Source organism: Hydrocarboniphaga daqingensis, assembly GCF_900129825.1.
Taxonomy (GTDB): Bacteria; Pseudomonadota; Gammaproteobacteria; order Nevskiales; family Nevskiaceae; genus Hydrocarboniphaga; species Hydrocarboniphaga daqingensis.
Genome location: NZ_FQWZ01000003.1, coordinates 54353 through 80146, shown reverse-complemented (window position 1 = coordinate 80146; position 25794 = coordinate 54353). Strand labels below are relative to the sequence as shown.

18 protein-coding genes are annotated in these 25794 nt (G+C 66.8%); 9 read left to right on the top strand and 9 right to left on the bottom strand.

Going from position 1 to position 25794, the window contains the following annotated elements; genetic code table 11:
• Positions 1-169 precede the first annotated feature (169 nt).
• The gene (locus tag BUB09_RS06295) at positions 170-1648 is read left to right on the top strand and encodes a flavin-containing monooxygenase (RefSeq protein ID WP_245793166.1); all 1479 of its coding nucleotides are present in this window, start codon (positions 170-172) and stop codon (positions 1646-1648) included.
• A gap of 87 nt (positions 1649-1735) precedes the next feature.
• Here the strand turns inward: BUB09_RS06295 and BUB09_RS06290 are convergent, their stop codons facing one another.
• Genes BUB09_RS06290 through BUB09_RS06280 form a run of 3 tightly spaced genes read right to left on the bottom strand, consistent with a single transcriptional unit; the run spans position 1736 to position 4044 of the window.
• Complete coding sequence (locus BUB09_RS06290) at positions 1736-2737, bottom strand: hypothetical protein (protein ID WP_072895701.1); 1002 nt, start codon at positions 2735-2737, stop codon at positions 1736-1738.
• Between the two features lie 35 nt (positions 2738-2772).
• Positions 2773-3372 carry a DJ-1/PfpI family protein gene (locus BUB09_RS06285; RefSeq protein ID WP_072896626.1) on the bottom strand — a complete coding sequence of 200 codons (600 nt, stop codon included), beginning with the start codon at positions 3370-3372 and terminating at the stop codon, positions 2773-2775.
• Positions 3373-3408: 36 nt separating this feature from the next.
• Positions 3409-4044, bottom strand: coding sequence for a LysE family translocator (locus tag BUB09_RS06280; protein ID WP_072896624.1), 636 nt, complete (start codon positions 4042-4044; stop codon positions 3409-3411).
• A gap of 138 nt (positions 4045-4182) precedes the next feature.
• Here BUB09_RS06280 and BUB09_RS06275 point away from each other — a divergent pair, with 138 nt between their 5' ends.
• Positions 4183-4602, top strand: a complete 420-nt coding sequence (locus tag BUB09_RS06275; RefSeq protein WP_072895698.1) for an HIT family protein — start codon at positions 4183-4185, stop codon at positions 4600-4602.
• A 54-nt stretch (positions 4603-4656) separates the two neighbouring features.
• Here the strand turns inward: BUB09_RS06275 and BUB09_RS06270 are convergent, their stop codons facing one another.
• The 4 genes from BUB09_RS06270 to aceE form a co-directional block, all read right to left on the bottom strand.
• On the bottom strand, positions 4657-6126 hold the full coding sequence (locus BUB09_RS06270; protein ID WP_072895695.1) for a M20/M25/M40 family metallo-hydrolase: 1470 nt from the start codon (positions 6124-6126) through the stop codon (positions 4657-4659).
• Between the two features lie 71 nt (positions 6127-6197).
• Positions 6198-9581, bottom strand: coding sequence for a pyruvate carboxylase (locus tag BUB09_RS06265; RefSeq protein WP_436232908.1), 3384 nt, complete (start codon positions 9579-9581; stop codon positions 6198-6200).
• A 256-nt stretch (positions 9582-9837) separates the two neighbouring features.
• Positions 9838-11580, bottom strand: a complete 1743-nt coding sequence (aceF, locus tag BUB09_RS06260) for a dihydrolipoyllysine-residue acetyltransferase (protein ID WP_072895690.1) — start codon at positions 11578-11580, stop codon at positions 9838-9840.
• An 18-nt stretch (positions 11581-11598) separates the two neighbouring features.
• On the bottom strand, positions 11599-14259 hold the full coding sequence (gene aceE, locus BUB09_RS06255; RefSeq protein WP_072895688.1) for a pyruvate dehydrogenase (acetyl-transferring), homodimeric type: 2661 nt from the start codon (positions 14257-14259) through the stop codon (positions 11599-11601).
• Positions 14260-14374: 115 nt separating this feature from the next.
• Between aceE and BUB09_RS06250 the strand changes: the two genes are divergently transcribed.
• Positions 14375-15268 (top strand): LysR family transcriptional regulator, encoded by an 894-nt coding sequence (locus tag BUB09_RS06250; RefSeq protein ID WP_072896622.1) that lies wholly within the window; start codon positions 14375-14377, stop codon positions 15266-15268.
• 362 nt (positions 15269-15630) lie between these two features.
• Here the strand turns inward: BUB09_RS06250 and BUB09_RS06245 are convergent, their stop codons facing one another.
• Complete coding sequence (locus BUB09_RS06245; RefSeq protein WP_072896621.1) at positions 15631-16533, bottom strand: LysR family transcriptional regulator; 903 nt, start codon at positions 16531-16533, stop codon at positions 15631-15633.
• Positions 16534-16651: 118 nt separating this feature from the next.
• Here BUB09_RS06245 and BUB09_RS06240 point away from each other — a divergent pair, with 118 nt between their 5' ends.
• The 6 genes from BUB09_RS06240 (at position 16652) to BUB09_RS06215 (ending at position 23442) form a co-directional block, all read left to right on the top strand.
• Positions 16652-17446, top strand: a complete 795-nt coding sequence (locus BUB09_RS06240; RefSeq protein WP_072895685.1) for an SDR family oxidoreductase — start codon at positions 16652-16654, stop codon at positions 17444-17446.
• 38 nt (positions 17447-17484) lie between these two features.
• On the top strand, positions 17485-18468 hold the full coding sequence (locus BUB09_RS06235; RefSeq protein ID WP_072895682.1) for an NADPH:quinone oxidoreductase family protein: 984 nt from the start codon (positions 17485-17487) through the stop codon (positions 18466-18468).
• Between the two features lie 16 nt (positions 18469-18484).
• Positions 18485-19699 carry an acyl-CoA dehydrogenase gene (locus BUB09_RS06230; RefSeq protein ID WP_072895679.1) on the top strand — a complete coding sequence of 405 codons (1215 nt, stop codon included), beginning with the start codon at positions 18485-18487 and terminating at the stop codon, positions 19697-19699.
• A 323-nt stretch (positions 19700-20022) separates the two neighbouring features.
• The gene (locus tag BUB09_RS06225; RefSeq protein WP_072896619.1) at positions 20023-20949 is read left to right on the top strand and encodes a lysophospholipid acyltransferase family protein; all 927 of its coding nucleotides are present in this window, start codon (positions 20023-20025) and stop codon (positions 20947-20949) included.
• 30 nt (positions 20950-20979) lie between these two features.
• Positions 20980-21564 carry a c-type cytochrome gene (locus BUB09_RS06220; protein ID WP_072895676.1) on the top strand — a complete coding sequence of 195 codons (585 nt, stop codon included), beginning with the start codon at positions 20980-20982 and terminating at the stop codon, positions 21562-21564.
• Positions 21565-21615: 51 nt separating this feature from the next.
• Complete coding sequence (locus tag BUB09_RS06215; protein WP_072895674.1) at positions 21616-23442, top strand: acyl-CoA dehydrogenase; 1827 nt, start codon at positions 21616-21618, stop codon at positions 23440-23442.
• A 6-nt stretch (positions 23443-23448) separates the two neighbouring features.
• Here BUB09_RS06215 and BUB09_RS06210 read toward each other — a convergent pair whose 3' ends face one another.
• Complete coding sequence (locus BUB09_RS06210) at positions 23449-24966, bottom strand: sulfatase family protein (protein WP_084083217.1); 1518 nt, start codon at positions 24964-24966, stop codon at positions 23449-23451.
• Positions 24967-25794 lie beyond the last annotated feature (828 nt).

Below are 25794 nucleotides of genomic sequence, written 5' to 3'. Positions count from 1 at the left end.
AAGACGTTCGCGCCGGCCTCGTCGTGCTGGCGCCTCAACCTTGACATCAACCGTTGTCAGAATTAGTGTGACATCACACGTTGTCAGTTTGAAACTTCCTTTCAGCAACACACCCAGGAACACATCGATGGGCATTGCCGACACGCTTGCGACCTCCTCCACGCCGCGGGTGAAACCCGATTACGGCACTGCCATCGTCGGCACCGGCTTCGGTGGCCTGGCCATGGCGATCAAGCTGCGCGAAGACGGCCGCAACGACTTCGTGCTGATCGAGCGCGGTGATTCGGTCGGCGGCACCTGGCGCGACAACCGCTATCCCGGCGCGGCCTGCGACGTGCCGTCGCATCTGTACTCGTTTTCGTTCGCGCCCAAGACCGACTGGTCGCGGCTGTACCCGACGCAGCCCGAGCTGTACGCGTATCTGCGTCAGGTCGCCGAGCAGCACCAGCTGCTGCCGAACTGCCAGTTCAACAGCACGCTGACCGGCGCCGTGTACGACGAGGCCGCGCAGCTGTGGCGGATCGAAGTCACGACGGCCGGCGTCAGCCGCAGCCTGACCGCGCGCGCGCTGGTGCTCGCCAACGGCGGCCTGGCCGAGCCCAAGCTGCCGGACGTGCCCGGCGTTGAGACGTTCAAGGGCAAGACCTTCCACAGCTCGCAGTGGGATCACGGCTACGACCTGGCCGGCAAGCGCGTCGCCGTGATCGGCACCGGCGCATCGGCGATCCAGTTCGTGCCGGCGATCGCACCCAAGGTCGGCCGCCTGGACGTCTACCAGCGCACGCCGAACTGGATCATCCCGCGTCCCGACCGGCCCTTCTCCGACCGCACCAAGTCGCTGTTCAAGCATGTGCCGCTGTTGCGCAAGGCGTATCGCGCATTCATCTACTGGGGTCATGAAGCGCGCGTGTTCGGCCTGGTGCTGAACCCGGCGTTCATGAAGCTGTTCCAGAAGATCGGCGAGGCGCACATCAACCGCCAGGTCAAGGACCCGGTGCTGAAGCAGAAAGTCACGCCCGACTATCTGATCGGCTGCCGCCGCATCCTGATCTCGAACGACTGGTATCCGGCCGTGTCGCGCCCGAACGTCGATCTGGTCACGCAGGGCATCCGCGAAATCCGCGAACACAGTATCGTCACCACCGACGGCGTCGAGCGCGAAGTCGACTGCATCATCTTCGGCACCGGCTTCTACGCCACCGAAAACCCGATCGGCCACATCGTCCACGGTCGCGACGGCGTGACGCTGGCCAGTGAATGGCAGAACGGCGAAGAGGCGTATCTGGGCACGCTGGTCAAGAAGTTCCCGAACCTGTTCCTGATCGTCGGCCCGAACACCGGCGTCGGCCACACGTCGATGGTGTTCATCATCGAGAGCCAGGTCGCGCTGATCCGCCGCCTGCTGGCGAAGCTGCGCAGCACCGACGGCACGCTCGAAGTGCGCGCCGACGTGCAGGACGAGTTCAACCGCAAGCTGCAGCAGCGCTTGAGCGCCTCGGTCTGGAGCACCGGCTGCAAGAGCTGGTACAAGCACCGCAGCGGCAAGATCACCGCGCTGTGGCCGGGCTTCACGTTCGAGTTCCGCCGGCAGACGCAGAGCGTGCCCGACAGCGCCTACATCCTGACCAAGCCGACGGTCAGCGCCTGATACGCGGTTTGATACGCCGCGTCATGCGGTAACGAAAAAGCCCCGTCGAGACGGGGCTTTTTCTTGTGCGGCGATCGCGCAGCCGGCTCAGCGCGACGCCGGCAAGCGTCGCTGCAGCGACGCTGGCAGCACGCGCAGCACGCGCTCGCGGCTGGCATGCCAGAACGCCGACAGCAGCAGCAGCGCCGACCCTATCGTCAGCGCGGTCACGGCAAAGCTCAGGCTGACCGCACCATAGCCCTTGAGCAATGCGCTGAACGTGTACAGCACGTAGAACAGCGACGACACCATCAGTGCGCGGCGGTCGATCGCCAGCGAGATCAGCGCGATGCCCAGGTACAGCGCCACGACGATCACCGCTTGCAGCAGATGCGTCTGGCCGGTGGCGACGCCGATCCACGAAAACACCGGGTGCACGACCATCGGCGCTGCCAGCAAATGCAGCCAGAACGCGACGTCACTGTGACGGTGCCGGCGTTGTGTGTCGGCAGCATCCCAGCGCATCGCCAGCGCAAACACCGCCAAGCCCAGCACGAACAGCAATGCCGGCACCCAGCGCTCGCCGCCAACGACGCTGGTGATCAAGCCCAGCGTCAGCATCAAGGCCACCGCCGCAGTGCCGGCGGCGACCGTGATCGGCACCTGAAAGCGACGCCAGTGCAGATACGCGGCCACGGCCGTCCCGCCGGCCGCGATCGCAGCCGTCGTCTGGCCGTGTTCGGTCCCGATCACGGCCGTCAGCGCGCTGAATACGCTGGCGACGAAGGCCAGCAGCAGCACGATCGCCGGCAAGGCCATATGGCGGCGGCGGACGAAGAATTCGGCCAGCAACCAGGCGGCGGTCGCGATCGCCGCCGCGCCGAGGCCCGGCTGGCCCAGCGTGGTGCCGATCCACTTGATCGACAGCAACAGCATCGCGCAGGCGATGACGACGAAGATGTCGTTGAAGCTGCTGACCAGCCGGAACGATTCCTCGTCGACGGCCACCGCATGGTGACGCTGCGCAACGTGAGCGCGAAACGCGGCCACGTTGTCGTCGGTGAGCACGCCGGCCTGAAGGGCCGATTCAAGATCGTCGTCGGTGTACATCGTGAGGTCTGTCGTCCTTGAGGTGAGGGCGGCCGCTACGGCGCGGCCTCGGGGTTGCCGGTCCAGTCGAAATCCATTTGCCGCGCGGTGCGCAGCGCCAGCTCGCGGCCGGCGCAGCGCTCGACCAAGTGCAGGCTCATATCGATGCCGGCCGAGATGCCAGCCGAGGTCACGATGCGGCCCTGGTCGACCCAGCGCACGCCGTCGACGACGCGCAGCGACGGCCAGCCGGCGCGCAGATCGTCGATGTCTTCCCAGTGCGTGGTCACCGTCTGCGTGTCGATGACGCCAGCCTTGGCCAGCAGGAACGCGCCGGTACACACCGACGCCGTGAGGCGGCTCTGCGACGCCACTTCGGCGATCCAGTCGATGAGGGCCGGCGACGCCAGCGCAGCGGTGACCACGCCACCGGGCACGATCAGCAGGTCGACCGGCGGATGCGCGTGCAGTGCATAGTCGGCACGCACGACCAAGCCGGCGCGGGCACGCACGGCATCGGGCTCGGCGGCGACGGTCATCACCTCGAACACGGGCTGTTGCGCAACGCGCGTTGCGGTCGTGAAGACTTCGTAAGGACCGGCAAAGTCGAGCACTTCGACGTTGTCGAACAGCAGGATCGCGACACGCTGCGTGATCATCGGCCGGGCATCTCCTGCGCGCTCATCGGAAGGTCACCTCGACGATAACGCCAGCTTGACCCCGAAGGACAGCATCAGCGCGCCGATGGTGCGGTTCAACCACAGGCCGGCACGAGCCGGCAGCCGGATGCGCGAGCTTGCACCAGCGGTGAACGCGGCCAGTGCCAGGCACCACAGCGTGCCGTTGACGTTGAAAATGCTGCCGAGCACGACGAAGGCGAGTGCCTTGTCCGGTGAATCGGGCGCGATGAACTGCGGCACGAACGCCAGAAAGAACAGCGCCACTTTCGGGTTCAGCACGTTGGTCAGCAGGCCCTGACGGAAGATCGACGACAGCGGCAGCGGCGCGATCGCATCGGCCCGTGGCGACGCCGACGTCGTCGCGCGCGTCCGCAGCAGGCCGATACCGACGTACAGCAGATACGCTGCGCCCAGCAGCTTGAGCACCGTGAACGCGGCGGCCGACGTCGCCAGCAGTGCCGACAAGCCCAGTGCCGCCGCCGTGATGTGAACCAGCGTGCCAGCGCCGATGCCGAGCGCGGCCGCCGCGCCGGCACGCCAACCCTGCTGCGCGCTGCGCGCCATGATCAGCAGCGAATCGGGCCCCGGCGCGATATTCAGCAGCAAGCCCGAGACGATGAACAGCGGCAGATCGTGTATGCCCCACATACGCAGTTCACCGATGGATGTCGCGCCGAGTATGCCAGCGCCGGCCTCGCATCGACGCCGCGAAACGCCCATACCGGGGCACGCGGATTGGTGTAAAACCGTCGCTCCTCCAACGCCGGGCTTTGCCCCAACACGCCGATGGCCTACGACGATCAGAACCCCTTCGCCAAGATCCTGCGCGGCGAGCTGCCGTGCTTCAAGCTGTGGGAAGACGAGCACACGCTCAGCTTCATGGACATCATGCCGCAGTCCGACGGCCATGCGCTGATCATCCCCAAGGAGCCGGCGCAGACGATCATGGCGCTGTCGGAAGCCAGTGCGATGGCCTGCATCCGCACCACGCAGCGCATCGCGCGCGCGGTCGAGAAAGCGATGCAGTGCGCTGGCATCCAGGTGGTGCAGCTGAACGGGCCGATCGCCGGGCAGACGGTGTTTCACGCCCACTTCCACGTGATTCCGCGTTACGTGCAGCAGCCGTTGGCGATGCATGCCGCGCAGATGGGCGACATGCAGAAGATCAAGGGCCACGCTGAGCGCATCGTCGCCGCGCTGAGCTAGCAACACCGACGGTGCCGGCGCGCTAGCCGCCGCCGGCACTGCGGCGTCGCCGCGTCAGCGCGGCGCGGTCGGCGCGCGCTCCAGCGGCTCGGGCAAATCGGCCAGCGCGTACGCCAGCACCGCGAGCACCGCGGTCTGGCGGCGCAGCGCTTGCGGGTCGATCTTGTCGAACGTGTCGGCCGCCGTGTGGTGCAGATCGAAGTAGTGACGGCCATCGACCAGCGGCGCAATGCCGGGCACGCCGGCTGCTTGCAGCGGTGCGATATCGGCGCCGACGTCGCCGGCCACGGTATCGACAACGCCAGCACCGATCGCGCGCAGCACCAGACCCACCGGCGCAAGCCGCTTGGCCTGTGCCTCGCTGATCGACGCGCTGAAGCCCAGCGGGCCAGCCAAGCCGAAGTCGCTCTCGATTGCAGCCGACTGGGTGGCGATGCGGTCTTTCACCGCATCGAAATACGCCTTGCCGCCGCGCCCGCCGTTTTCCTCGTTCATCCAGGCGACCATGCGCACGCTGCGGCGCGGCGCCAGCCCGAGCGATTTGAGTACCTGCACTGCGCCCATCGCGGCGGCGACCCCCATGCCGTCGTCCATCGCGCCGGTGCCGAGGTCCCAGGAATCCAGGTGCCCGGACACGATCACCACCTCGTCGGGTTTTTCGCGGCCTGGCAGGTCGGCGAGCACGTTGTGGCTGTCGGCATCGGGCAGCGTTTGCGGCGTCAGCACCAGCTTCAGCGACACCGGCCCCTGCGCGGCCAAGCGCTCGATCAGCATCGCGTCTTCGGCGGTCAGCGCCGCGGCGGGAATCGGCGCCACGCCGTCGCTCCAACGCGTGGTGCCGGCGTGCGCCAACCGGTAGTTCGCACCACCGACCGAGCGCACCAGCGCGGCCCGGGCGCCGGCTTGTGCGGCCACCGAGGGACCGATGAAGCGCGGCTCGCCAGCCTCACGGTAGGCCTGCCCGGCCTGGCCGTTGTCGGCGTAGTTCTGATTGAACGGCGTGCTGATCAGCACGATGCTGCCGCGTGCCTCGGCGGCGCGCTCGCGCAGTTCGGCGACGCTGCGCACCAGCAGCACTGGCGCCGTCAGGCCCTTGGCCGGCGTAGCCGCCGAGCCGCCGAGCGCGGTCAGTTGCAGATGCTGCGTGACGCCGGCCGGGCGTCCGGCGTAATCAACCAACTCGCCGGTTTCCAGGCCGCGCACCCAGTGCGGCACCTTGACCGGCTGCAGGCTCACGGTCAGGCCTTCGGCTTTCATCGCGGCGGCGACGTAGGCAACGGCCGCCTCCGCACCGGCCGAGCCCGACAGGCGCGGGCCGATCTTGTCGCTGAGATCGGCCAGACGCTGATAGGCATAGTCGCTGGCCATGGCCGCGTCGCGAATCCGCGCCAGCGTCGCCACGTCGATCTCGGCGGCAGGCACCGGCGGCATCGGACCCGGCGCGGCTTGGGCGTGCAGCGGCAGGGACCACGATCCGCAGGCGACACTGATCGCGAGGATCGACAACGACAGGGCAAAGCGCATCAGACGGCACCGTTGAACAAGACCAGTGCGAGTCTGCAGCAAAGGCCGGGCCGGCGCGCCCGGCGTTAGGCTTAGCCTAGTTCGATCAGCAGATCCTTGGCCGACACGCTCTGGCCGGTGGTGGCGACGACACGCTTGATCGTCGCGTCGAAGTCGGCGCGGATCTGCGTTTCCATCTTCATCGCCTCGATCGACACCAGCGGATCGCCCTTGGCGACTTTCTGCCCGGCCTTGACCGCGACCGTGACGACCATGCCCGGCATCGGCGCGCCGATGTGCTTCAGATTGCCATCCTCGGCCTTGGGCAAAGCCGCTTTGTTGCGGGCGTCGGGCTTGGCGACGCGGATCATCCGCGGCTGGCCGTTGAGCTCGAAGAACAGCTTGTCCTCGCCTTCTTCCAGGTTCTCGGTGCGGCCCTGCAGCCGGATCAGCAGGGTCTTGCCCGGCTCCAGGTCCATCGACACTTCCTGCTGTTCGCGCAGGCCGTAGAAGAACACCGGCGTCGGCAGCTGGCTAACGTCGCCATAGGTCTTCAAGTGCGCGGCGTAGTCCTTGAACACTTTCGGATACATCAGGTACGAGGCCAGCTCGGTATCGCTGATCTTGTGGCCAACCGCCTTTTCGGCGTCGTGCCGCGCCGATTCCAGGTCGACCGGCGGCAGGTTCAAGCCCGGACGCCCGTCGAGCGCCGGCTCGTCGCGGATCACTTTCTTCTGCAGCGCGGCCGGGAAGCCGTCGGGCGGATAACCCAGCTCGCCCTTGAACAGCGAGATCACCGATTCCGGAAACGCGATGTCGCGCGCCGGGTCGGCGACTTCGTCCGGCGTCAGGTCGTTGGCGACCATGTACAGCGCCATGTCGCCGACGACCTTGGATGTCGGCGTCACTTTGACGATGTCGCCGAACAGCTGGTTGACGTCGGCATACGCCTGGCTGACTTCCGGCCAGCGGTGATCCAGGCCCATCGCACGCGCCTGCTCACGCAGGTTGGTGTACTGGCCGCCCGGCATTTCGTGGCGATACACGTCGGACGTGCCGCTGCGGATGTCGGCCTCGAACGGCGCGTAGTAGCGGCGCACGCCCTCCCAGTAGAAGCTGATCGACTTCATCGCCTCCAGATCGACATCGGGTGCGCGTGCGGTGCCTTGCAGCGCGGCGACGATCGCCGACAGATTCGGCTGCGACGTCAGGCCCGACATCGCATCGAGCGCACCGTCGACCGCGTCGACACCCGCGTCGATCGCCGCCAACACGCTGGCCGCTGCGATGCCGCTGGTGTCATGCGTGTGGAAGTGGATCGGCAAGCCGACCTCTTGCTTGAGCGCGCGCACCAGTTCAGCGGCAGCGCGCGGCCGGCAGACGCCGGCCATGTCCTTGATACCGAGCACATGCGCGCCGGCGCGCTCCAGCTCCTTGGCCATCTTCACGTAATAGGCCAGGTTGTACTTGGGCCGCGAGGCATCGAACAGATCGCCGGTGTAGCAGATCGTGCCTTCGCAGATCGCGCCGGATTCGATCACCGCGTCCATCGCCACGCGCATGTTCTCGACCCAGTTCAGCGAGTCGAACACGCGGAATACGTCGACGCCGTTGGCCGCCGCCTGTTGCACGAAAAACTTCACGACGTTATCGGCGTAGTTGGTGTAGCCGACCGCGTTGCTGGCGCGCAGCAGCATCTGGAACAACACGTTCGGCGCTGCCGCGCGCAGCTGGTGCAAGCGCGCCCACGGGTCTTCCTTCAAAAAGCGCAGCGCGACGTCGAAGGTCGCACCGCCCCAGCATTCCATCGAGAACAAGCCCGGCAGCATCCGCGCGTAGTACGGCGCGATCGCCGCCATGTCGGCGGTGCGCATCCGCGTCGCGAACAGGCTCTGGTGCGCGTCGCGCATCGTCGTGTCGGTCAGCAGCACCTGCGGCTGGTCCTTCATCCACTGCGCAAAACCGGCAGCGCCGAGCGCCTTGAAGCGGTCGCGCGAGCCCGGCGGAATCGGCGCCGTCAGATCGCAGACCGGCATCACCGGCGCAGCGAACTCGCCTTCCGGCATCTTGCGGCCCTTCATCTCCGGGTTGCCGCGCAGCGTGGTCTCACCGAGGAAGCGCAGCAGCTTGCTGGCGCGGTCGCGGCGCTTCTTGAAGTTGAACAGCTCGGGCGTGTTGTCGATGAACTTGGTGATGACATCCCCGTTGATGAAATCGGGATGGTTGATCACGTTTTCGAGAAACTGCAGGTTCGTCGACAGCCCTCGGATGCGGAACTCGCGGAGGCCGCGATCCATCCGGTGGATCGCCTCGTCGGCCGTCGGCGCCCACGCGGTGACCTTGACCAGCAGCGAGTCGTAGTACGGCGTGATGATCGCGCCGGCATAGGCGGTGCCGCCGTCGAGGCGCAAACCGAAGCCGGCCGCGCTGCGGTACACGGTCAGTCGGCCATAGTCCGGCGTGAAGTTGTTTTCCGGGTCCTCGGTGGTGACACGGCATTGCAGTGCATGGCCGTTCAGACGGATGTCGCGCTGCTCGGGCACGCCAGCGCTGCTGCCGATCACCGCGCCCTGGCAGATGCGGATCTGCGCCTTGACGATGTCGATGCCGGTGACCTGCTCGGTGACCGTGTGCTCGACCTGGATGCGCGGATTGACCTCGATGAAATAGAACCTGCCAGTGTCGGCATCCATCAGAAACTCGACGGTGCCGGCGTGCGTGTAGTTCACCGCACGGCCGAGCTTGAGCGCCGATTCGCACAGCGCCTGGCGCGTGGCCTCGTCCAGATACGGCGCGGGTGCACGCTCCACGACTTTCTGGTTGCGGCGCTGCACCGAGCAGTCGCGCTCGAACAAATGCACCAGGTTGCCGTGACGATCGCCGATGATCTGCACCTCGACGTGGCGCGCGCGGCGCACCAGCTTTTCCAGATACACCTCGTCGTTGCCGAACGCCGCTGCGGCTTCGCGCCGCGCGATCTCGATGTTGCCCGGCAAGTCGGCTTCGCTTTCGATCACGCGCATGCCACGGCCACCACCGCCCCAGCTGGCCTTCAGCATCAGCGGATAACCGACGTCGCGCGCCATCTGCTTGCAGGCCTCGATGTCGGCCGGCAGCGGCGTCGTGGCCGGCATCACCGGCACGCCGGCGGCCGTGGCCGCGTTGCGCGCGGCGACCTTGTTGCCGAGCGTGCGCATCACTTGCGGGCTCGGGCCGATGAACAAAATGCCGTTGGCGGCACAAGCCTCGGCAAAGTCCGGGTTCTCCGACAGAAAGCCGTAGCCGGGATGGATCGCATCAACCTTGGCCATCTTGGCGACGCGGATGATGTCGTCGATGTCGAGGTAGGCGGCGATCGGCTTCTTGCCGGCGCCGACGCGGTAGCTCTCGTCGGCCTTGAACCGGTGCAGCGCGAAGCGGTCCTCGTTGGCATAGATCGCAACGGTCTTGATGCCCATCTCAGCCGCGGCGCGCATCACGCGGATCGCGATTTCGGATCGGTTGGCAACGAGGATCTTGCGGATGCTGGCCACGGCGGATTCCCTTTTGATTCTGGTCTGGTATCGGAATGCAGAAAACGAACCGCGCTGGTTCGCCCGTACGATTGTAGACGCACCAGCACGGCCGACCCCCGACTTCGGTCGGACTGGGTCGGACTGGGTCGGATAGCGGTGGATCGTGGCGGCAGCGCGGCAGCGGGCGCGGGCGCCGCGCGTGCCGCGATGCGCGGTGCTACAGCGTCAGCCGGCGCAGATCGCCGAGCAGCTTGGTCAGCATCACGATGAAGCGCGCGCCGAGCGCGCCGTCGATCACGCGATGGTCGTAGCTCAAGCTCAGCGGCAGCATCAGTCGCGGCTGGAACGCCTTGCCGTCCCACACCGGCTTCATCACGCCACGCGACACGCCGAGGATCGCGACTTCCGGCGCGTTGACGATCGGCGTGAAGTAGCCGCCGCCGATGCCGCCCAAACTGCTGATCGAAAAGCAGCCGCCCTTCATCTCGTCGGGCTTGAGCTTGCCGTCGCGGGCCTTCTTGGCCAGCTCCGCGCATTCATTGGCCAGTTGCACGATGCCCTTCTGGTCGACGTCGCGCACCACGGGCACCACCAGGCCGTTGGGCGTGTCGGCGGCAAAGCCGATATGCAGGTACTTCTTGCGGATCAGGCTAGCGCCGTCGGGCGACAGCGAGCTGTTGAAGTCGGGATAGGCCTGCATCGCCTTTTCGACGGCCTTCATCACGAACGGCAGCAGCGTCAGCTTGGTGCCGCTCTCGTCGCTGGCCGATTTGCGGAACGCTTCGAGGTCGGTGATATCGGCGTCGTCGGTCTGCGTAACGTGCGGGATGTTGACCCAGGCGCGATGCAGATGCGCCGCTGACAGCTTGCGAATCCGCGCCAGCGGCACCGTCTCGATCTCGCCGAACTGGCTGAAGTCGACGGCCGGTATTGGCGGAATGCCGCTGCCGCCGGCTGGCGCGGCGCTGCTGGCGGCGGCGGCAGGCTGCGCCAAGGTTTGCTTGACGTAGCCCTGCACGTCTTCGATGACGATGCGCCCGCGCAGGCCGCTGCCCTTGACCAAGCTCAGATCCACGCCCAGCTCACGCGCGAACTTGCGCGTCGCCGGCCCGGCATACGGCAGCTGACCCGGCTTGCCGCTGCTCTGCTGCGGCGTCTCGGCCACCGGCTGCGCCGCCGCTTTCCTCTCTCCCGCCGGGAGAGGGTGCCCCGCAGGGGCGGGTGAGGGCGTTTGAGATTTCGGGCTGGCTTGAGCCTCGGACGCCCTCACCCCTGGCCCCTCTCCCGGGGGGAGAGGGGTAGACGCAGCCGCGCCCTGCAGACTGCACACCGCATCGCCCTTCGACACTTTGTCGCCGGCCTTCAACTTCAAGCCCTGAACGACGCCCGCGCCGGGGCTCGGGATTTCCATCGTCGCCTTGTCGGTTTCCAGCACCAGCAAGGGCTGCTCGGCCTTGACGGTGTCGCCGTCCTTGACCAGGACTTCGATCACCGGCACCCCGCTGAAGTCGCCGATGTCCGGGATCGTCACCGCCAGCGTGCTCACCGCACCCGCGGCTTTGCCCTCTCCCGCCGGGAGAGGGTGCCCCGCAGGGGCGGGTGAGGGCGTTTGAGACTTGGGGCTGGGTTGAGCCTCAGACGCCCTCACCCCTGGCCCCTCTCCCGGGGGGAGAGGGGTGGCAGCGCCCGGCGCCGGTGCGGCTGCCTTGGAGGTAGCGGCGTCGGCGCTCTGCAAGCTGCAAATCACATCGCCCATCGACACCTTGTCGCCGGCCTTCAGCTGCAAGCCTTCGACGACACCGGCGCCGGGGCTCGGGATCTCCATCGTCGCCTTGTCGGTTTCCAGCACCAGCAGGGGCTGTTCGGCTTTGACGGTGTCGCCGTCCTTGACCAGGACTTCGATCACCGGCACGCCCTGATAGTCGCCGATATCCGGGATCTTGATTTCAAGCTTGGCCATCGTGCGTCCTCTGCAGTCTTAAACGGTCCACGGCGCCGCGCGGTTGGGCTTGATGCCGTAGATCTTGATCGCCTGGGCGACACGCTCGGCAGGCACCGTGCCCTGTTCGGCCAACGCGGCCAGCGCCTTGACGACGATCCAACGCCGATCGACTTCAAAGAAGTCGCGCAGTGCCGGACGGTTGTCCGAGCGCCCGAAGCCATCGGTTCCGAGCACGTGATACGGCGCGCTCAGATACGGGCGGATGCTCTCGGCATACGCGCGCACCCAGTCGGTGGCGGCGATCACCGGCCCGGTCATGCCGCCGAGGCATTCGGCGACATAGCTCTTGCGCGGCGGCTTGCTCGGATTGAGCAGATTCCAGCGTTCCACTTCGCGACCGTCGCGGGCCAGCTCGTTGAAGCTCGGCGCGCTCCACACGTCGCTGGTCACACCCCACTCTTCGCGCAGCAGATCAGACGCGGCGATGACCTCGCGCATGATCGAGCCCGAGCCCATCAGTTGCACGTGGGCGGCGGCCGGCTTGTCGTCCGACTTAAACAGATACAAGCCTTTGACGATGCCGCTTTCGACGCCGGCCGGCATCGCCGGATGCGTGTGGTTTTCGTTGTAGATCGTCAGGTAGTAGTAGCAGTCATGCTGGTCGACGACCATCTCGCGCAAGCCGTGATGGATGATCACCGCCAGCTCGTAACCGAAGGCCGGGTCGTAGCTCTTGCAGTTGGGCACCAGGCCGGCCATGACCAGGCTGTGACCGTCTTCGTGCTGCAGGCCTTCGCCGTTGATCGTCGTGCGGCCGGCGGTGGCGCCGAGCAGGAAGCCGCGCGCGCGCATGTCGCCGGCGGCCCAGCACAAGTCCATTACGCGCTGGAAGCCAAACATCGAATAAAACGCATAGAACGGCAGCAGCGTGAACTGGTGGTTGGCGTATGAAGTACCGGCCGCGATGAAGCTCGACATCGCGCCGGATTCGGTGATGCCTTCTTCGAGAATCTGGCCTTTGATGTCTTCTTTGTAGAACGCGAGCTGGTCGGCGTCCTCGGGCTTGTACTTCTGGCCGACAATCGAATAGATGCCGAGCTGACGGAACATGCCCTCCATGCCGAACGTGCGCGCCTCGTCTGGGATAATCGGTACCACGCGGTTGCCGACGTTCTTGTCACGGATCAGCGTCTGCAGCAGCTGCACGAAGGCCATCGTCGTGCTGATCTCGCGCTCACCCGTGCCATCGAGCAAGCGCTGGAACGTCGCCAGCGGCGGGATTTCCAGCGTTTCGGGGCGCACCACGCGCGCTGGCAGCGAGCCGCCGAGTTCAGCGCGGCGCTGCTTCAGGTATTGAATCTCGGGCGAGTCATCGGCCGGTTTGTAGAACGGCATCGCCTCGAGCTGATCGTCCGGCACCGGGATCTTGAAGCGGTCGCGGAACTTGCGCAGTGCTTCCAGGCCGATCTTCTTCTGTTGATGCGTGATGTTCTGGCCTTCGCCGGCCTCGCCCATGCCGTAACCCTTGACGGTCTTGGCCAGGATCACGGTCGGCGACCCGGTGTGCTTCATCGCGGCGGCATAGGCGGCGTAGACCTTGTGCGGATCGTGGCCGCCGCGCGGCAGCGCGGCGATCTCCTCGTCGCTCATCGTCGCCACCAGCCGCTGCAGCTCGGGATACTTGCCGAAGAAATGCTCGCGCGTGTACGCCCCGCCGCGCGCCTTGTAGCTCTGGTATTCGCCGTCGACGGTTTCGTTCATCGCCTGGATCAGCTTGCCGCTGCCGTCGCGCGCCAGCAGCGAATCCCAGGGCCCGCCCCAGACCAGCTTGATCACGTTCCAGCCGGCACCGCGGAAGTAGCCTTCCAACTCTTGAATGATCTTGCCGTTGCCGCGCACCGGGCCGTCGAGCCGCTGCAGGTTGCAGTTGACGACGAACACCAGGTTGTCGAGCTTTTCGCGATCGGCGATGTCGAGCGCGCCGACCGACTCGGGCTCGTCCATTTCGCCGTCACCGCAGAAGCACCAGACCTTGCGCTTGGCGGTGTCCTTCAAGCCGCGGTGATGCAGATACTTCATCAGCCGCGCCTGGTAGATCGCCATGATCGGACCCAGGCCCATGCTGACGGTGGCGAACTGCCAGAAGTCCGGCATCAGCCAGGGATGCGGATACGACGACAGACCCGGCGACAGCGCCTCCATCCGGAAGCGGTCGAGCTGCTCCTCGGTCAGCCGGCCTTCGAGGTAGGCCCGGGCGTAGATGCCCGGCGTGCAATGGCCCTGGATGTAGACCAGGTCCTGGCCGTCGGCGTGGTCCGGGCCCTTCCAGAAGTGGTTGAAGCCGATCTCGTACAGCGTCGCGGCCGAGGCGTAGCTGGCAATGTGGCCGCCGATGCCGTGGTGTTCCTTGTTGGCGTTGACCACCAGCGCCATCGCGTTCCAGCGCAGCAAGGAGCGGATCTTCCACTCCAGCTCATGGTTGCCGGGGCTGCGCTCTTCCAGATGCGGCGGGATCGTGTTGATGTACGGCGTGTTCGGCGAGAACGGAATGAACGCACCCGACAGGCGCGCCTTCTCGACCAGCGATTCGAGCAGCTGGTGCGCCCGCTCCGGGCCTTCGCGTTCCAGCACGGCTTGCAGGGCGTCGAGCCACTCGCGGGTTTCGGTCGGATTCGGGTCGTTTTCGTCGGTCTGCATCGGGAGTTCTCGGTCGCTGCCGCTGGCGCTCAGCCTCGGCCGGCGACTGTAGACCGCGGCTTAACGATACGTCCAATATATGGCAGTCTATGCCGTCATAGGTTTGGAGTATCAGATGGAACTGCGACACCTGCGCTATTTCGTCGCGGTCGCCGAGGAGCTGCACTTCACCCGGGCCGCCCAGCGGCTCGGCATCGGCCAGCCGCCGCTGTCACAGCAAATCCAGCAGCTGGAGACCGAGCTGGGCGCGCCGCTGTTCAAGCGCCTGCCGCGCGGCGTGGCGCTGACCGAGGCCGGCATGGCGTTCTTCTTCGATGCCAAGGCGGTGCTGGCGCAAGTGGAACGCGCGACGCGCAATGTGCAGCGGATCGCGCGCGGCGACCAGGGCGCGATCACGATCGGCATGATCAACTCGGCGCCGTTCCATCCGCGCGTGCAGCTGATCCTGCGTGAGTTCCGCGAGCAGTACCGCAGCGTACAGCTGTCGCTGACCGAGGCGAGCACGCCGGAGCTGGCCAAGGCGGTGCTGGCCGGCACGATCGACGCGGCGTTCGTTCGCCCGCTGATCAGCGACGACCCGGGCCTGATCGTCGAGACGCTGTTCGACGAGGACCTGCTGATCGCACTGCCGGCCAACCACCCGCTGGGCCAGCAGAAGACGCTGTCGGTGGAATCGCTGGCGCGCGAGCCGTTCGTGATGTTCAGCCGCGAAGTCGGATCGGGCTTGTACGACGAGATCATCGCCGCCTGCCGCCGCGGCGGCTTCTCGCCGCGGATCGAGCAGCAAGCCTCGCAGGTGACGTCGATCGTCAATCTGGTCGCCGCCGGCCTCGGCGTGTCGATGGTCCCGGCCTCGATGCGCCAGATCAACAGCGACGGCGTGATCTACCGGCGCATCGACGACCCGGCGCCGAAGGCGCGGATGAGCTTGGTCTACCGCGAGAACTACCAGTCGGCGAGCCTGAGCCATCTGCTGGCGCTGGCACGGCAACGCTCGCAGGCGCCGTAGCCACGAGCCTGGCAGGCCGTAACCGCCTTACGGTTGGACGGTGTCGCCCGCCGTGCCGCGGCACTCGAACCATGGTCGTGGTAAGGGCGTCCAAGGAACGAGCCCGGCACGAGCCTCGAACGCCCTCACCCCCGCCCCTCTCCCGGCGGGAGAGGGGAGACCCGCCCGCCGCATCGCCGCTTAATTTCAAACCCCGGCCAGTTCTACCAGCCGCCCCCCGCTTGCCTCTCCCCCCGGGAGAGGCCGGCGCGCACTGCGCGCCGGGTGAGGGCGTCCAAAAAAACGAGCCGGGCCCGAGCCTCCACAGCCCTCACCCCCGCCCCTCTCCCGGCGGGAGAGGGGAGCGCTCCGCTTGCAGCGCCCTAGCCGTCCAGCGCCCGCAGCAGCCGCTCGCGCAGCCAGGCATTGGCCGGATCGGCGTCGAGCTGGGCATGCCAGTACAGCACCGCGTCGAGTGTCGGCGTCGGCAGCGGGAACGGCAGCAACTGGCAGGCCCACTGCGCACTGGCGATCCGCGCGTAGCTCTCCGGCATCGTCAGCACCAAGTCGGTCTGGCTGACGACGCGGCAGGCGCTGAAGTAATGCTGGCAGCGCAGCCGCACGCGGCGCTGCAGGCCGTGACGGCTCAGCTCGGCGTCCTCGGGCGCCGGGCCGCTGCGGCGCGAGCTGGTCAGCACGTGGTCCAAGCGGAGATAGGTGTCCAGATCCAGCGCCGCGTCCGCCTGCGGGTGCCCGGCACGCGCAACGACGCATAGCGCATCGGCGACCAGCCGCTGGCGGCGCACGGCCGGTGACAGCGGCAGCGCAATGTCGATCGCCGCATCCAGCGTGCCGCGCGCCAGCTCGGCTTCCAGCTCGCGCCGGTCGGCGCGGACGGCCGCGATATCGACGCCCGGCGCTTCGACCGCCAGCGCGCGCAGCAACGGCGGCAGCAGCCGCGCTTCGAGCACGTCGCGCACGCCCAGCGTGAAGCGGCGCGTCGAGCGAGCCGCATCGAAGGCCTGCGATTCGGACAGCGTCACCTCCAGCCCGCGTAGCGCGGCGCGCACCGGTTCGATCAGCGCGCGGGCGCGCGGCGTTGGCACCAGCCGGCGCCCTTCGCGGACGAACAGCGCGTCGTCGAACAAGCGCCGCAGCCGGTTCAGCGCGTGGCTGACCGCGGGCTGCGTCAGATGCAGCTTGTCGCTGGCGCGGGTGATGCCGCCTTCGGTGAAAATCGCGTCAAGCACGACGAACAGGTTCAGGTCGATGCGGTCGAGTTGCATGGACATCCGTCATTCATGAACAACATTGATGGATCGGCATAAGCCGTATTCATTTGAATGACGGTAAGCGTCGGCCTAGGCTCTGCGCAAACCCGCATTCCGCCAAAGGCCACCCGCGATGACCGACCACCCTGCGCTGTCCCCGAGCCGCTTGTTCGACCTGAGCGGCCAAGTCGCCGTCGTCACCGGCGCCAGCCGTGGCATCGGCGAGTCGATCGCGCGCACGCTGGCCGCCGCCGGCGCTCAGGTGGTCGTGTCCAGCCGCAAGCTGGCCGACTGTGAAGCGGTGGCCGCGTCGATCCGCGCCAGCGGTGGCAAGGCCACGGCGCTGGCCTGCCATATCGGCGAGATCGCGCAGATCGACGCACTGTTCGCGCAGGTCGAGCAGCAGTTCGGCCGGCTCGACGTGCTGGTCAACAACGCGGCAACCAACCCGCACTACGGTCCGATCTGGGAAACCGACGTCAGCGCGTTCCAGAAGACGGTCGACGTCAACATCCGCGGCTACTACTTCATGAGTGCCGGCGGCGTGAAGCTGATGATGAAGAACGGCGCGGCCGGCGGCGCGATCGTCAACACCGCCTCGGTCAACGGCGTCGTGCCCGGCCTGCTGCAAGGCATTTATTCGATCACCAAGTCGGCCGTGATCGCGATGACCAAGGCTTACGCTCGCGAATGCGCGCCGCTGAACATCCGCGTCAATGCGCTGCTGCCGGGCCTGACCGACACCAAGTTCGCGTCGGCGCTGATCCGCCAGGGCGAGGCCAATGCCGGCTTCATGTCGCATATCCCGATGGGCCGCCATGCCTCACCGGACGAGATGGCGGCCACCGTGCTGTATCTGGTGTCGCCGGGCGCCAGCTACACCACCGGCGCCTGCATCAACGTCGACGGCGGCTACCTGACCGCCTGACCGACGCACCCACGCCCCGACTTTTGACGAGCCCGCCCATGAAAGCCCTGCTGTGCACGCACTACGGTGAACCCGAAACGCTGGTCTACGGTGATATCGACACGCCGACGCCGGGCGATCATCAAGCGCTGGTTCGCGTGCACGCGGCCGGCGTGAACTTTCCCGACACGCTGATCGTGCAGAACAAGTACCAGTTCAAGCCGCCGCTGCCGTTTGCGCCGGGCGGTGAATGCGCCGGCGTGGTCGAAGCCGTCGGCGCCAAGGTCAAGCACCTGCGGCCCGGCGATCGCGTGATCGCATTCACCGGCTGGGGCGCGTTTGCCGAATACGTGCTGGCCGACGCGCAAGCGCTGATGCCGATGCCCAACGGCCTCGACTTCGTTACGGCATCGGCCTTCGTGCTGACCTACGGCACCGCCTACCACGCGCTGGCCGACCGCGCCGCGCTGCAGAGCGGCGAGACGCTGCTGGTGCTCGGCGCATCGGGCGGCGTCGGCCTGGCCGCGATCGAGATCGGCAAGGTGCTCGGCGCGCGCGTGATCGCCGCAGCATCGACGGACGACAAGCTCGCGATCTGCCAGCAACACGGCGCCGACGAGCTGATCAACTACAGCCGCGACGATCTGAAGGACCGGCTCAAGCAACTGACCGAAGGCCGTGGCGTCGACGTGACGTTCGACCCGGTCGGCGGCGCGTTCACCGAAGTCGCGCTGCGCTCGGCTGCATGGCGCGGCCGCCACTTGATCATCGGCTTCGCCAACGGCGAGATCCCGAAGATTCCAGCCAATCTGACGCTGCTGAAAGGCTGCAGCGTCGTCGGCGTGTTTTGGGGCGATTACACCAAGCGCGAGCCGAAGAACAATTACCGCGATCTGACCACGCTGTTTGGCTGGCTGCAGGAAGACCGCCTGCGCCCGCACATCGGCGAACGTTTCCCGCTGGAACGCGGCGCCGAAGCGCTGCGCGCGCTGATGGACCGACGCGTGTCGGGCAAGGTCGTCGTCACCGTCGTCAACGAATAACCACCGGATACCTGCCATGGACTTCGAATACTCGGCGCGCACGCGCGACCTGCAACAGCGCCTGACGGCCTTCATGGACGAGCACGTCTATCCCAACGAGGCGCGCTTCGCAGCCGAAGTGGCGCAAGGCGATCGCTGGCAGCCGACGCAGATCGTCGAGTCGCTGAAGCTCAAGGCCAAGGCTGCCGGACTGTGGAATCTGTTTCTGCCCGAGTCGGAGCTGGGCGCCGGCTTGAGCAACGTCGAATACGCGCCGCTGTGCGAAATCATGGGCCGCGTCGCCTGGGCGCCGGAAGTGTTCAACTGCAACGCGCCCGACACCGGCAACATGGAAGTGCTGACGCGCTACGGCACGCCCGAGCAACAGCAGCGCTGGCTCAAGCCCTTGCTCAACGGCGAGATCCGCAGCTGCTTTGCGATGACCGAGCCGGACGTGGCCTCCAGCGATGCGACCAACATCAGCAGCCGCATCGTCCGCGACGGCGACGACTATGTGATCAACGGTCGCAAGTGGTGGTCGTCGGGCGCCAACGACCCGCGCTGCGCGCTGTTCATCTTCATGGGCAAGAGTGACCCGGACAACCCCGACCGCCATCGTCAGCAGTCGATGATTCTGGTGCCGCGCGACACGCCGGGCGTGACCGTGCTGCGGCACCTGCCGGTGTTCGGCTACGACGATGCACCGCATGGCCACGGCGAACTGGTGTTCGACAACGTGCGCGTGCCGGCGAGCAACATGCTGCTCGGCGAGGGCCGTGGCTTCGAGATCGCGCAAGGTCGGCTCGGGCCGGGCCGCATCCATCACTGCATGCGGCTGATCGGCTTGGCCGAGCGCGCACTGGAGCTGATGTGCAAGCGCGCGCTGTCGCGCACCGCGTTCGGCAAGCCGGTCGCCGCGCAGACGGTGACGCTGGAGCGCATAGCCGAAGCGCGCATCCAGATCGACCAGTGCCGGCTGCTGACGCTGAATGCGGCGTACATGATGGACACCGTCGGCAACAAGGTCGCCGCCAAGCAGATCGCGATGATCAAGGTCGCCGCGCCGCTGATGGCCTGTCAGGTGATCGACTGGGCGATCCAGGTGCACGGCGGTGCTGGCGTTAGCGATGACACGCCGCTGGCCTACATGTATGCGCAAGCGCGCACGCTGCGCCTGGCCGACGGCCCCGACGAAGTGCATCGCAACCAGATCGGCAAGCTGGAGCTGTCGCGCTACGTCAGCCGGCACTGAGGCCACGACGCGCTGTTACACGCACTGCCTTGTCAGTGACGTGCAGCGGCCCGTAGCATCCTGATCACAGGTCACGGCCGCCGTCGCAGCAGCACGGCGGCTTCGCGATCGCACACGGACGTGCAGGGATCAGGGCAATGGATGGCAGCGGGCCGGGGGCTGGGGCCTCCGCGTCTGGCCGCGACGGTCGCTACGGCGCCAACGTCGACGCCGGACCTCAATCATCGGTTTTCACACCATCGAGCGGTGCACGACGCGACGCGTATCCGCGCACGAATGTCGCGGCCACCAGCGGCTTTTCTTGGGCGCCGTCGCAATGGCCGATGGCCGCATCGCTGCGGCTCGCTTGGCTGGCGACGCGACTGCTGCCCTACCGCGTGCTGTTCGGCGCCGGTGTGGCTTGGGGCGATCTGAGTCGTCGCGTGCAGCCAGGTCGATGGCGCAAAACGGCTGAGCATCTACGGCGTTGCTTTCCCGAGCTGGATGCGCAGGCCATCGATCGCCTGCTGCGCGCCAACGCACGCAACTATGGCATCGGCGTCGCCGAGAAATTGATCGGCTGGTGGTGGCCGGTGTCACGCCTCGATCGATTGCTGAGTGGCGTGCACGGCGTCGACGTCGTTCGCCACGTGCAGCAGCAATGTCGCGGCGTGCTGTTGCTGGTGCTGCATACGACGACGATGGACTTGTGCGCCGCGCTGCTGCGTCGGCAACTGATCGTGGATTTCACCTACCAGCCTGCGGCGCACCCGGTAATCGAGCAGGCCCAGCGTCGTGGCCGTACCCGCCGCGACATTCGCCCCGGCGATGGCAGCACGCCACAGCACGACGTCGACACCGCCCCGATCCAGGCTCACGCGGTGCGCCACGTGATCAAGCGCCTGCGCGCCGGGCGCTGCGTCTGGTATGCGCCTGATCGCTACTACGCCGGTAAGACGCACGTGATAGCCCCGTTATTCGGGCAGCCGGCAGCGACGATAACGGCCGCGTCGCGCTTGGCCAGCATGACCGGCGCCGCCGTCGTCGGCCTGCGTTTCTGGCGCGACCGCGACGGGCGCTACCAACTCGAATTCAGCGCGCCATGGCGCGACTTTCCGAGTGCCGACGCGGTCGCCGACGCGACGCGGATCAATGCCTGGATCGAGCAGGCGGTGCGCCAGCATCCTGCGCAGTATCGCTGGGTACACAAGCGCTTCCGCCAGCCATCATGCAGCGCGGGGCATGGTGTGCTTATTGCGACGACCTGCTAGCGCGAATCGGCGCATCAGGAGCCTGACGCGATGGACCGCATGGCCCGCTTGAAGGCGCGCTCGAAACGCCGCGTAGCGCGGTGGACGACGAGCCTGGCGACCGCGGCAGCGCTGATGCTGGGCGCACCGGCGGTCGCGGACGACGCGCCCGTGCGAAAGCCGCCGCTGAGCACGACGCGCAAAACCAATCGCGTGATCTACCGGCCAACCGAAGGCCGGCAGATTTATCGCGACCGCTGCGCTGTCTGTCATCGCGCCGACGGCAGCGGACGCGGCGGTGATGATGCCGATAGCAACGGCTTCCCGCCGCTAACCGGCCTGTCGGCTTGGCTGGCGACGGCAGAAGGCCAGCAGTACGTAGCGCACGCGATCATCTACGGCCCTTATGGTGCAGTCGAAGTCGGCGACAAGCTGTATTACGGCCTGATGCCGCGCTTTGGCCCGCGCTTCACCAATCTGCAGATCGCCGAAGTGATCCGCTACATCGCCGAAGTGCTGAACAAGCCGGCGCCGGGCTATCGGCCGATCACGGTCGAGCAGGTCGAAGCGGCGCGGCATCTGCCCGACGACATGGCCGCGCTCGAACAGGAACGCATCGCGCTGCCACCGCGCTGAACGCCGGGCGGCGCTGCAGTATGCTGGCCGCCGTTTGCCAGCGAGCCGCCCATGTCCCTGATCCTGTCGCGTCGCGATCTCGACTTCCTGCTGTACCAGTGGCTCGACGTCGAAGCGCTGACGCGTTTCCCGCGCTACGCCGAGCACAGCCGCGATACCTTCGATGCGGTGCTCGATACCAGCGAGAAGATCGCCACCGAGCGCTTCGCACCGCACAACAAACTCAACGACCAGCATGAGCCGCATTTCGACGGCGAGCGCGTGACGATGCACGATCAGGTCAAGCCCGCGCTCGACGCCTACTGCGACGCCGGGCTGATGGCCGCCGCGCAGGACGCGGAGTTCGGCGGCATGCAGTTGCCGACCGTCGTCGAGAAGGCATCGTTCGCGTACTTCCTCGGCGCCAACGTCGGCACCTCGGCCTACCCATTCCTGACGATCGGCAACGCCAACACGCTGCTCAAGCACGGCACGCCGGCGCAGATCGACGCCTTCGTCCGGCCGCAGTTCGCCGGGCGCTATTTCGGCACGATGTGCTTGTCGGAGCCGCAGGCCGGCTCGTCGCTGAGTGACATCGTCACGCGCGCCGAATACGAGGGCGACAGCGCGCTGGGCCCGCAGTACCGGCTCACCGGCAACAAGATGTGGATCAGCGGCGGCGAGCACGAGTTGAGCGAGAACATCGTCCATCTCGTGCTGGCCAAAGTGCCCGATGACAACGGCCGGCTGATTCCCGGCGTCAAAGGCATTTCGCTGTTCATCGTGCCCAAGTACCTGGTCAACGCGGACGGCACGCGCGGCGAGCGCAACGACGTCGTGCTGGCCGGGCTCAATCACAAGATGGGCTATCGCGGCACGACCAATTGCCTGCTGAACTTCGGTGAAGGCACGCGCCATCGCCCTGGCGGCAAGGCCGGCGCGATCGGCTACCGCGTCGGCGAACTGCATCGCGGCCTGGCCTGCATGTTCCACATGATGAACGAGGCGCGCATCGGCGTTGGCCTGGGCGCGACCATGCTCGGCTACACCGGCTATCTGCATGCGCTGGACTACGCGCGCACGCGCAAGCAGGGCCGCGTGATCAGCGGCAGCGGCAAGGAAGCCAGCGCCCCGCAGCAGCCGATCATCGAACACGCCGACGTGCGCCGCATGCTGCTGGCACAGAAGGCCTATGTCGAAGGCGCGCTGGCCTTGAACTTGTACTGCTCGCAACTGGTCGACGTGCAGCACAACAGTGATGACGCCGCCGAGCGCGAGCGGATGACGCTGCTGCTCGAAATCCTGACGCCGATCGCCAAGAGCTGGCCGTCGCAATGGTGTCTGGAAGCCAACAGCCTGGCGATCCAGGTGCACGGCGGCTACGGCTATACGCGCGATTACAACGTCGAGCAGTTCTACCGCGACAACCGGCTCAACCCGATCCACGAAGGCACGCATGGCGTGCAGGGCTTGGACTTGCTCGGTCGCAAAGTCGTAATGCAGGACGGCGCCGCACTCAAGGCGCTCGGCGCCGTGGTCGCGCGCAGCGTGGCGCGCGCTGCCGCCGTCCCCACGCTGGCCGACTACGCCAAGACGCTCGGCGAGTCGATGCAGAATCTGGCCGTGGTCACGCAGCGGCTATGGGCCGCCGGCGACATCCACAAGACGCTGGCTAATAGCAGCGTCTATCTGGAGGCGTTCGGCCACACGGTGCTGGCGTGGATCTGGCTCGAACAAGCGCTCGCAGCGCAGCGGCTCCCCGCCGACGATTTCACCGCTGGCAAGCTGCAAGCCTGCCGCTACTTCTTCGAATGGGAACTGCCCAAGGTCGGCCCGCAGCTCGACCTGCTGGCGGCGATGGACACCACGGCGCTGGACATGCGCGACGCCTGGTTCTAACGCGGCTCAGGGGCCGGCGCGACAGGCATCGCCGGCACAGCGCATCAAGTCCTGTAAGCGCTGCCGCATTGCTTGCTGTGCGGCCGCATCCATCGTCGCAGCGCGATTGTCGGACTGGCTGGGATCAGCGGCCAGATCGTAGTACTCGCTGTCACCGTAGGCGTAGTCGACCAGCACCTCGTGGCCGCGATGCAGGGCTGCGTATTCCAACGCGAACGGATTCCGGTTGACCTTGTTGATCGAGTCGGGATTGTTGGCGAAGTGTTCGACCAGAAAGTCGGTTCGCCAGCTCACCGGCTCGCCCAGCAGCAAGGGTTTTAGCGATCGACCGTCCATCGACGCCGCTCCATCGGCGATCCCGGCCAGATCGAGAATCGTCGGCGCCAGATCGATATTCAGCACCAGTGCATCACTGCGCCGCCCCGGTGCGATCGACGGGCCGCGGGCGAAAAACGGAATGCCGATCGCTTCTTCGTAAGGCGTATCCTTGATGCCCGACAAGCGGTGCTCGCCCATGTGCAGACCGTTGTCGCTCAGGAAGAACACATAGGTGTTGGCGCCGATGCCGCGTCGATCCAGGATGCCGAGCAACTGTTCGACCGACTCGTCGACGCCCAGCATCGACCGCGCCCGGTTTTCGTTGAACTGCTGCAGCTGTGCTTGCTGTTCATCGGTCAGCAGCGGCAGGTCGCGAATCCAGCGCGGCTTGTCGGACATGTCGGCCTCGTTGTAGGCCGGAGCGCGTAGCGGCGGAGCCACCGTCGCCGCCGCATGTCGCGGCGCCGGCGTGGCCGGGCCATGCGGGCTGACGTAGGACACGAATGCCAGGAACGGCGCACACACCGATTCAAAGTACGCCGCTGCATCGCGCGTGATCACGTCTCCGAAGTAGTCAGCCGCCTGCGAGCCGAAGAAACTCGACGTCGCATCGGTACGCGCCATGTTGTAGTTGAACTGGTTGTACGGTCCGGTCTTCGGAAACACGTCGACGGCGGCAAACCAGTGCGTCCAGCCGGGCGGCACGCTGACCGGCGCCGGCCACTCGGTGTAACTCGGATACTGGTTGATGTACTTGCCGATGAACGCCGTCTCGTAACCGGCACGGTTCAACGACACCGCCACCGATGCCGCTTCGGCCGCACCGGCGACCGGATAACCGCCGCGCGGCTTGTCGTTCGACAGCACGCGATGATTGTGCGCGTACTGGCCGCTGAGAATCGACGTACGCGAAGGGCAACATAGCGACGTCGTGACATAGGCCTTGTCGAAGCTCAGCCCACCATCGACCAATCGCTGCGTGATTGCCGGCGTATACGACGCATCAGTGAGCCGGCGCTCTTGGTCGTCGGTCAGCAGGATGACGAAGTTGGGACGCGGCCCCGAACGCGCCGCGCACTCGGGCACCGGCGGCGGCGGCGGCGGCGGCGGTTCAGGCGGCGGTGGCGGCTCGCTGCTGCCGGGCGGCTCGGTTGCCGGCGGCGGTTCGCTGCTACCGGGCGGCTCGGCCACCGGCGGCAGTTCCACGACCGGTGGTGGCGGCCCGATGTCGACCGGGTCTGATCCCGCATCCTCAGACGAGCCCGAAGAGCACGCCGACATCATCAGCCCGCACAGCAGACCTGCGATCGCGTGACGAAGACCCGTTGAGCCACTTGGACCCATGGCCGGCGGCAGCGACGACACAAGGAATCGGCAGGGCATCAGCAGCACCTGAAGTCGACAAAATTCTCGCAAGGCTAGCAGCGATCGATGTCACGCCGATGTGATGACTCGCGCTGCTCGGGCCAGTGTCGGTGGTTCTGCTCCCCCTCTCCCTCCGGGAGAGGGGCCAGGGGTGAGGGCGTTCGAGGCTCATACATGGCTCATTCCGCAGACGCCCTCACCCGGCGCGCGCTGCGCGCCGACCTCTCCCGGGGGGAGAGGCAAGCGTGGGGCTGCTCATGGAACAGGCGGGAATGGGCACTCAGGCGGCAATTTCCCCTCTCCCTCCGGGAAAGGGGCCAGGGGTGAGGGCGTTCGAGACTCACACATGGCTCATTCTGCAGACGCCCTCACCCGGCGCGCGTTGCGCGCCGGCCTCTTCCGGGGGGAGAGGCAAGCTTGGGGCTGCTCATGGAACAGGCGCGAATGGGCACTCAGGCGTCAGTTTCCCTCTCCCTCCGGGAGAGGGGCCAGGGGTGAGGGCGTTCGAGACTCACACATGGCTCATTCTGCAGACGCCCTCACCCGGCGCGCGTTGCGCGCCGGCCTCTCCCGGGGGGGGAGAGGCAAGCTTGGGGATGCTCATGGAACGGGCGGGAATGGGCAATCAGGCGCCAGTTTCCCCTCTCCCTCCGGGAGAGGGGCCAGGGG

Coding starts and splice junctions, on each gene's coding strand:
- BUB09_RS06290 (WP_072895701.1), bottom strand. CDS start 2,737: ATGTACACCGACGACGATCTTGAATCGGCCCTTCAGGCCGGCGTGCTC.
- BUB09_RS06280 (WP_072896624.1), bottom strand. CDS start 4,044: ATGTGGGGCATACACGATCTGCCGCTGTTCATCGTCTCGGGCTTGCTG.
- BUB09_RS06275 (WP_072895698.1), top strand. CDS start 4,183: ATGGCCTACGACGATCAGAACCCCTTCGCCAAGATCCTGCGCGGCGAG.
- BUB09_RS06270 (WP_072895695.1), bottom strand. CDS start 6,126: ATGCGCTTTGCCCTGTCGTTGTCGATCCTCGCGATCAGTGTCGCCTGC.
- BUB09_RS06265 (WP_436232908.1), bottom strand. CDS start 9,581: ATGCGCGCCGCGGCTGAGATGGGCATCAAGACCGTTGCGATCTATGCC.
- aceF (WP_072895690.1), bottom strand. CDS start 11,580: ATGGCCAAGCTTGAAATCAAGATCCCGGATATCGGCGACTATCAGGGC.
- aceE (WP_072895688.1), bottom strand. CDS start 14,259: ATGCAGACCGACGAAAACGACCCGAATCCGACCGAAACCCGCGAGTGG.
- BUB09_RS06250 (WP_072896622.1), top strand. CDS start 14,375: ATGGAACTGCGACACCTGCGCTATTTCGTCGCGGTCGCCGAGGAGCTG.
- BUB09_RS06245 (WP_072896621.1), bottom strand. CDS start 16,533: ATGCAACTCGACCGCATCGACCTGAACCTGTTCGTCGTGCTTGACGCG.
- BUB09_RS06240 (WP_072895685.1), top strand. CDS start 16,652: ATGACCGACCACCCTGCGCTGTCCCCGAGCCGCTTGTTCGACCTGAGC.
- BUB09_RS06235 (WP_072895682.1), top strand. CDS start 17,485: ATGAAAGCCCTGCTGTGCACGCACTACGGTGAACCCGAAACGCTGGTC.
- BUB09_RS06230 (WP_072895679.1), top strand. CDS start 18,485: ATGGACTTCGAATACTCGGCGCGCACGCGCGACCTGCAACAGCGCCTG.
- BUB09_RS06225 (WP_072896619.1), top strand. CDS start 20,023: ATGGCCGCATCGCTGCGGCTCGCTTGGCTGGCGACGCGACTGCTGCCC.
- BUB09_RS06220 (WP_072895676.1), top strand. CDS start 20,980: ATGGACCGCATGGCCCGCTTGAAGGCGCGCTCGAAACGCCGCGTAGCG.
- BUB09_RS06215 (WP_072895674.1), top strand. CDS start 21,616: ATGTCCCTGATCCTGTCGCGTCGCGATCTCGACTTCCTGCTGTACCAG.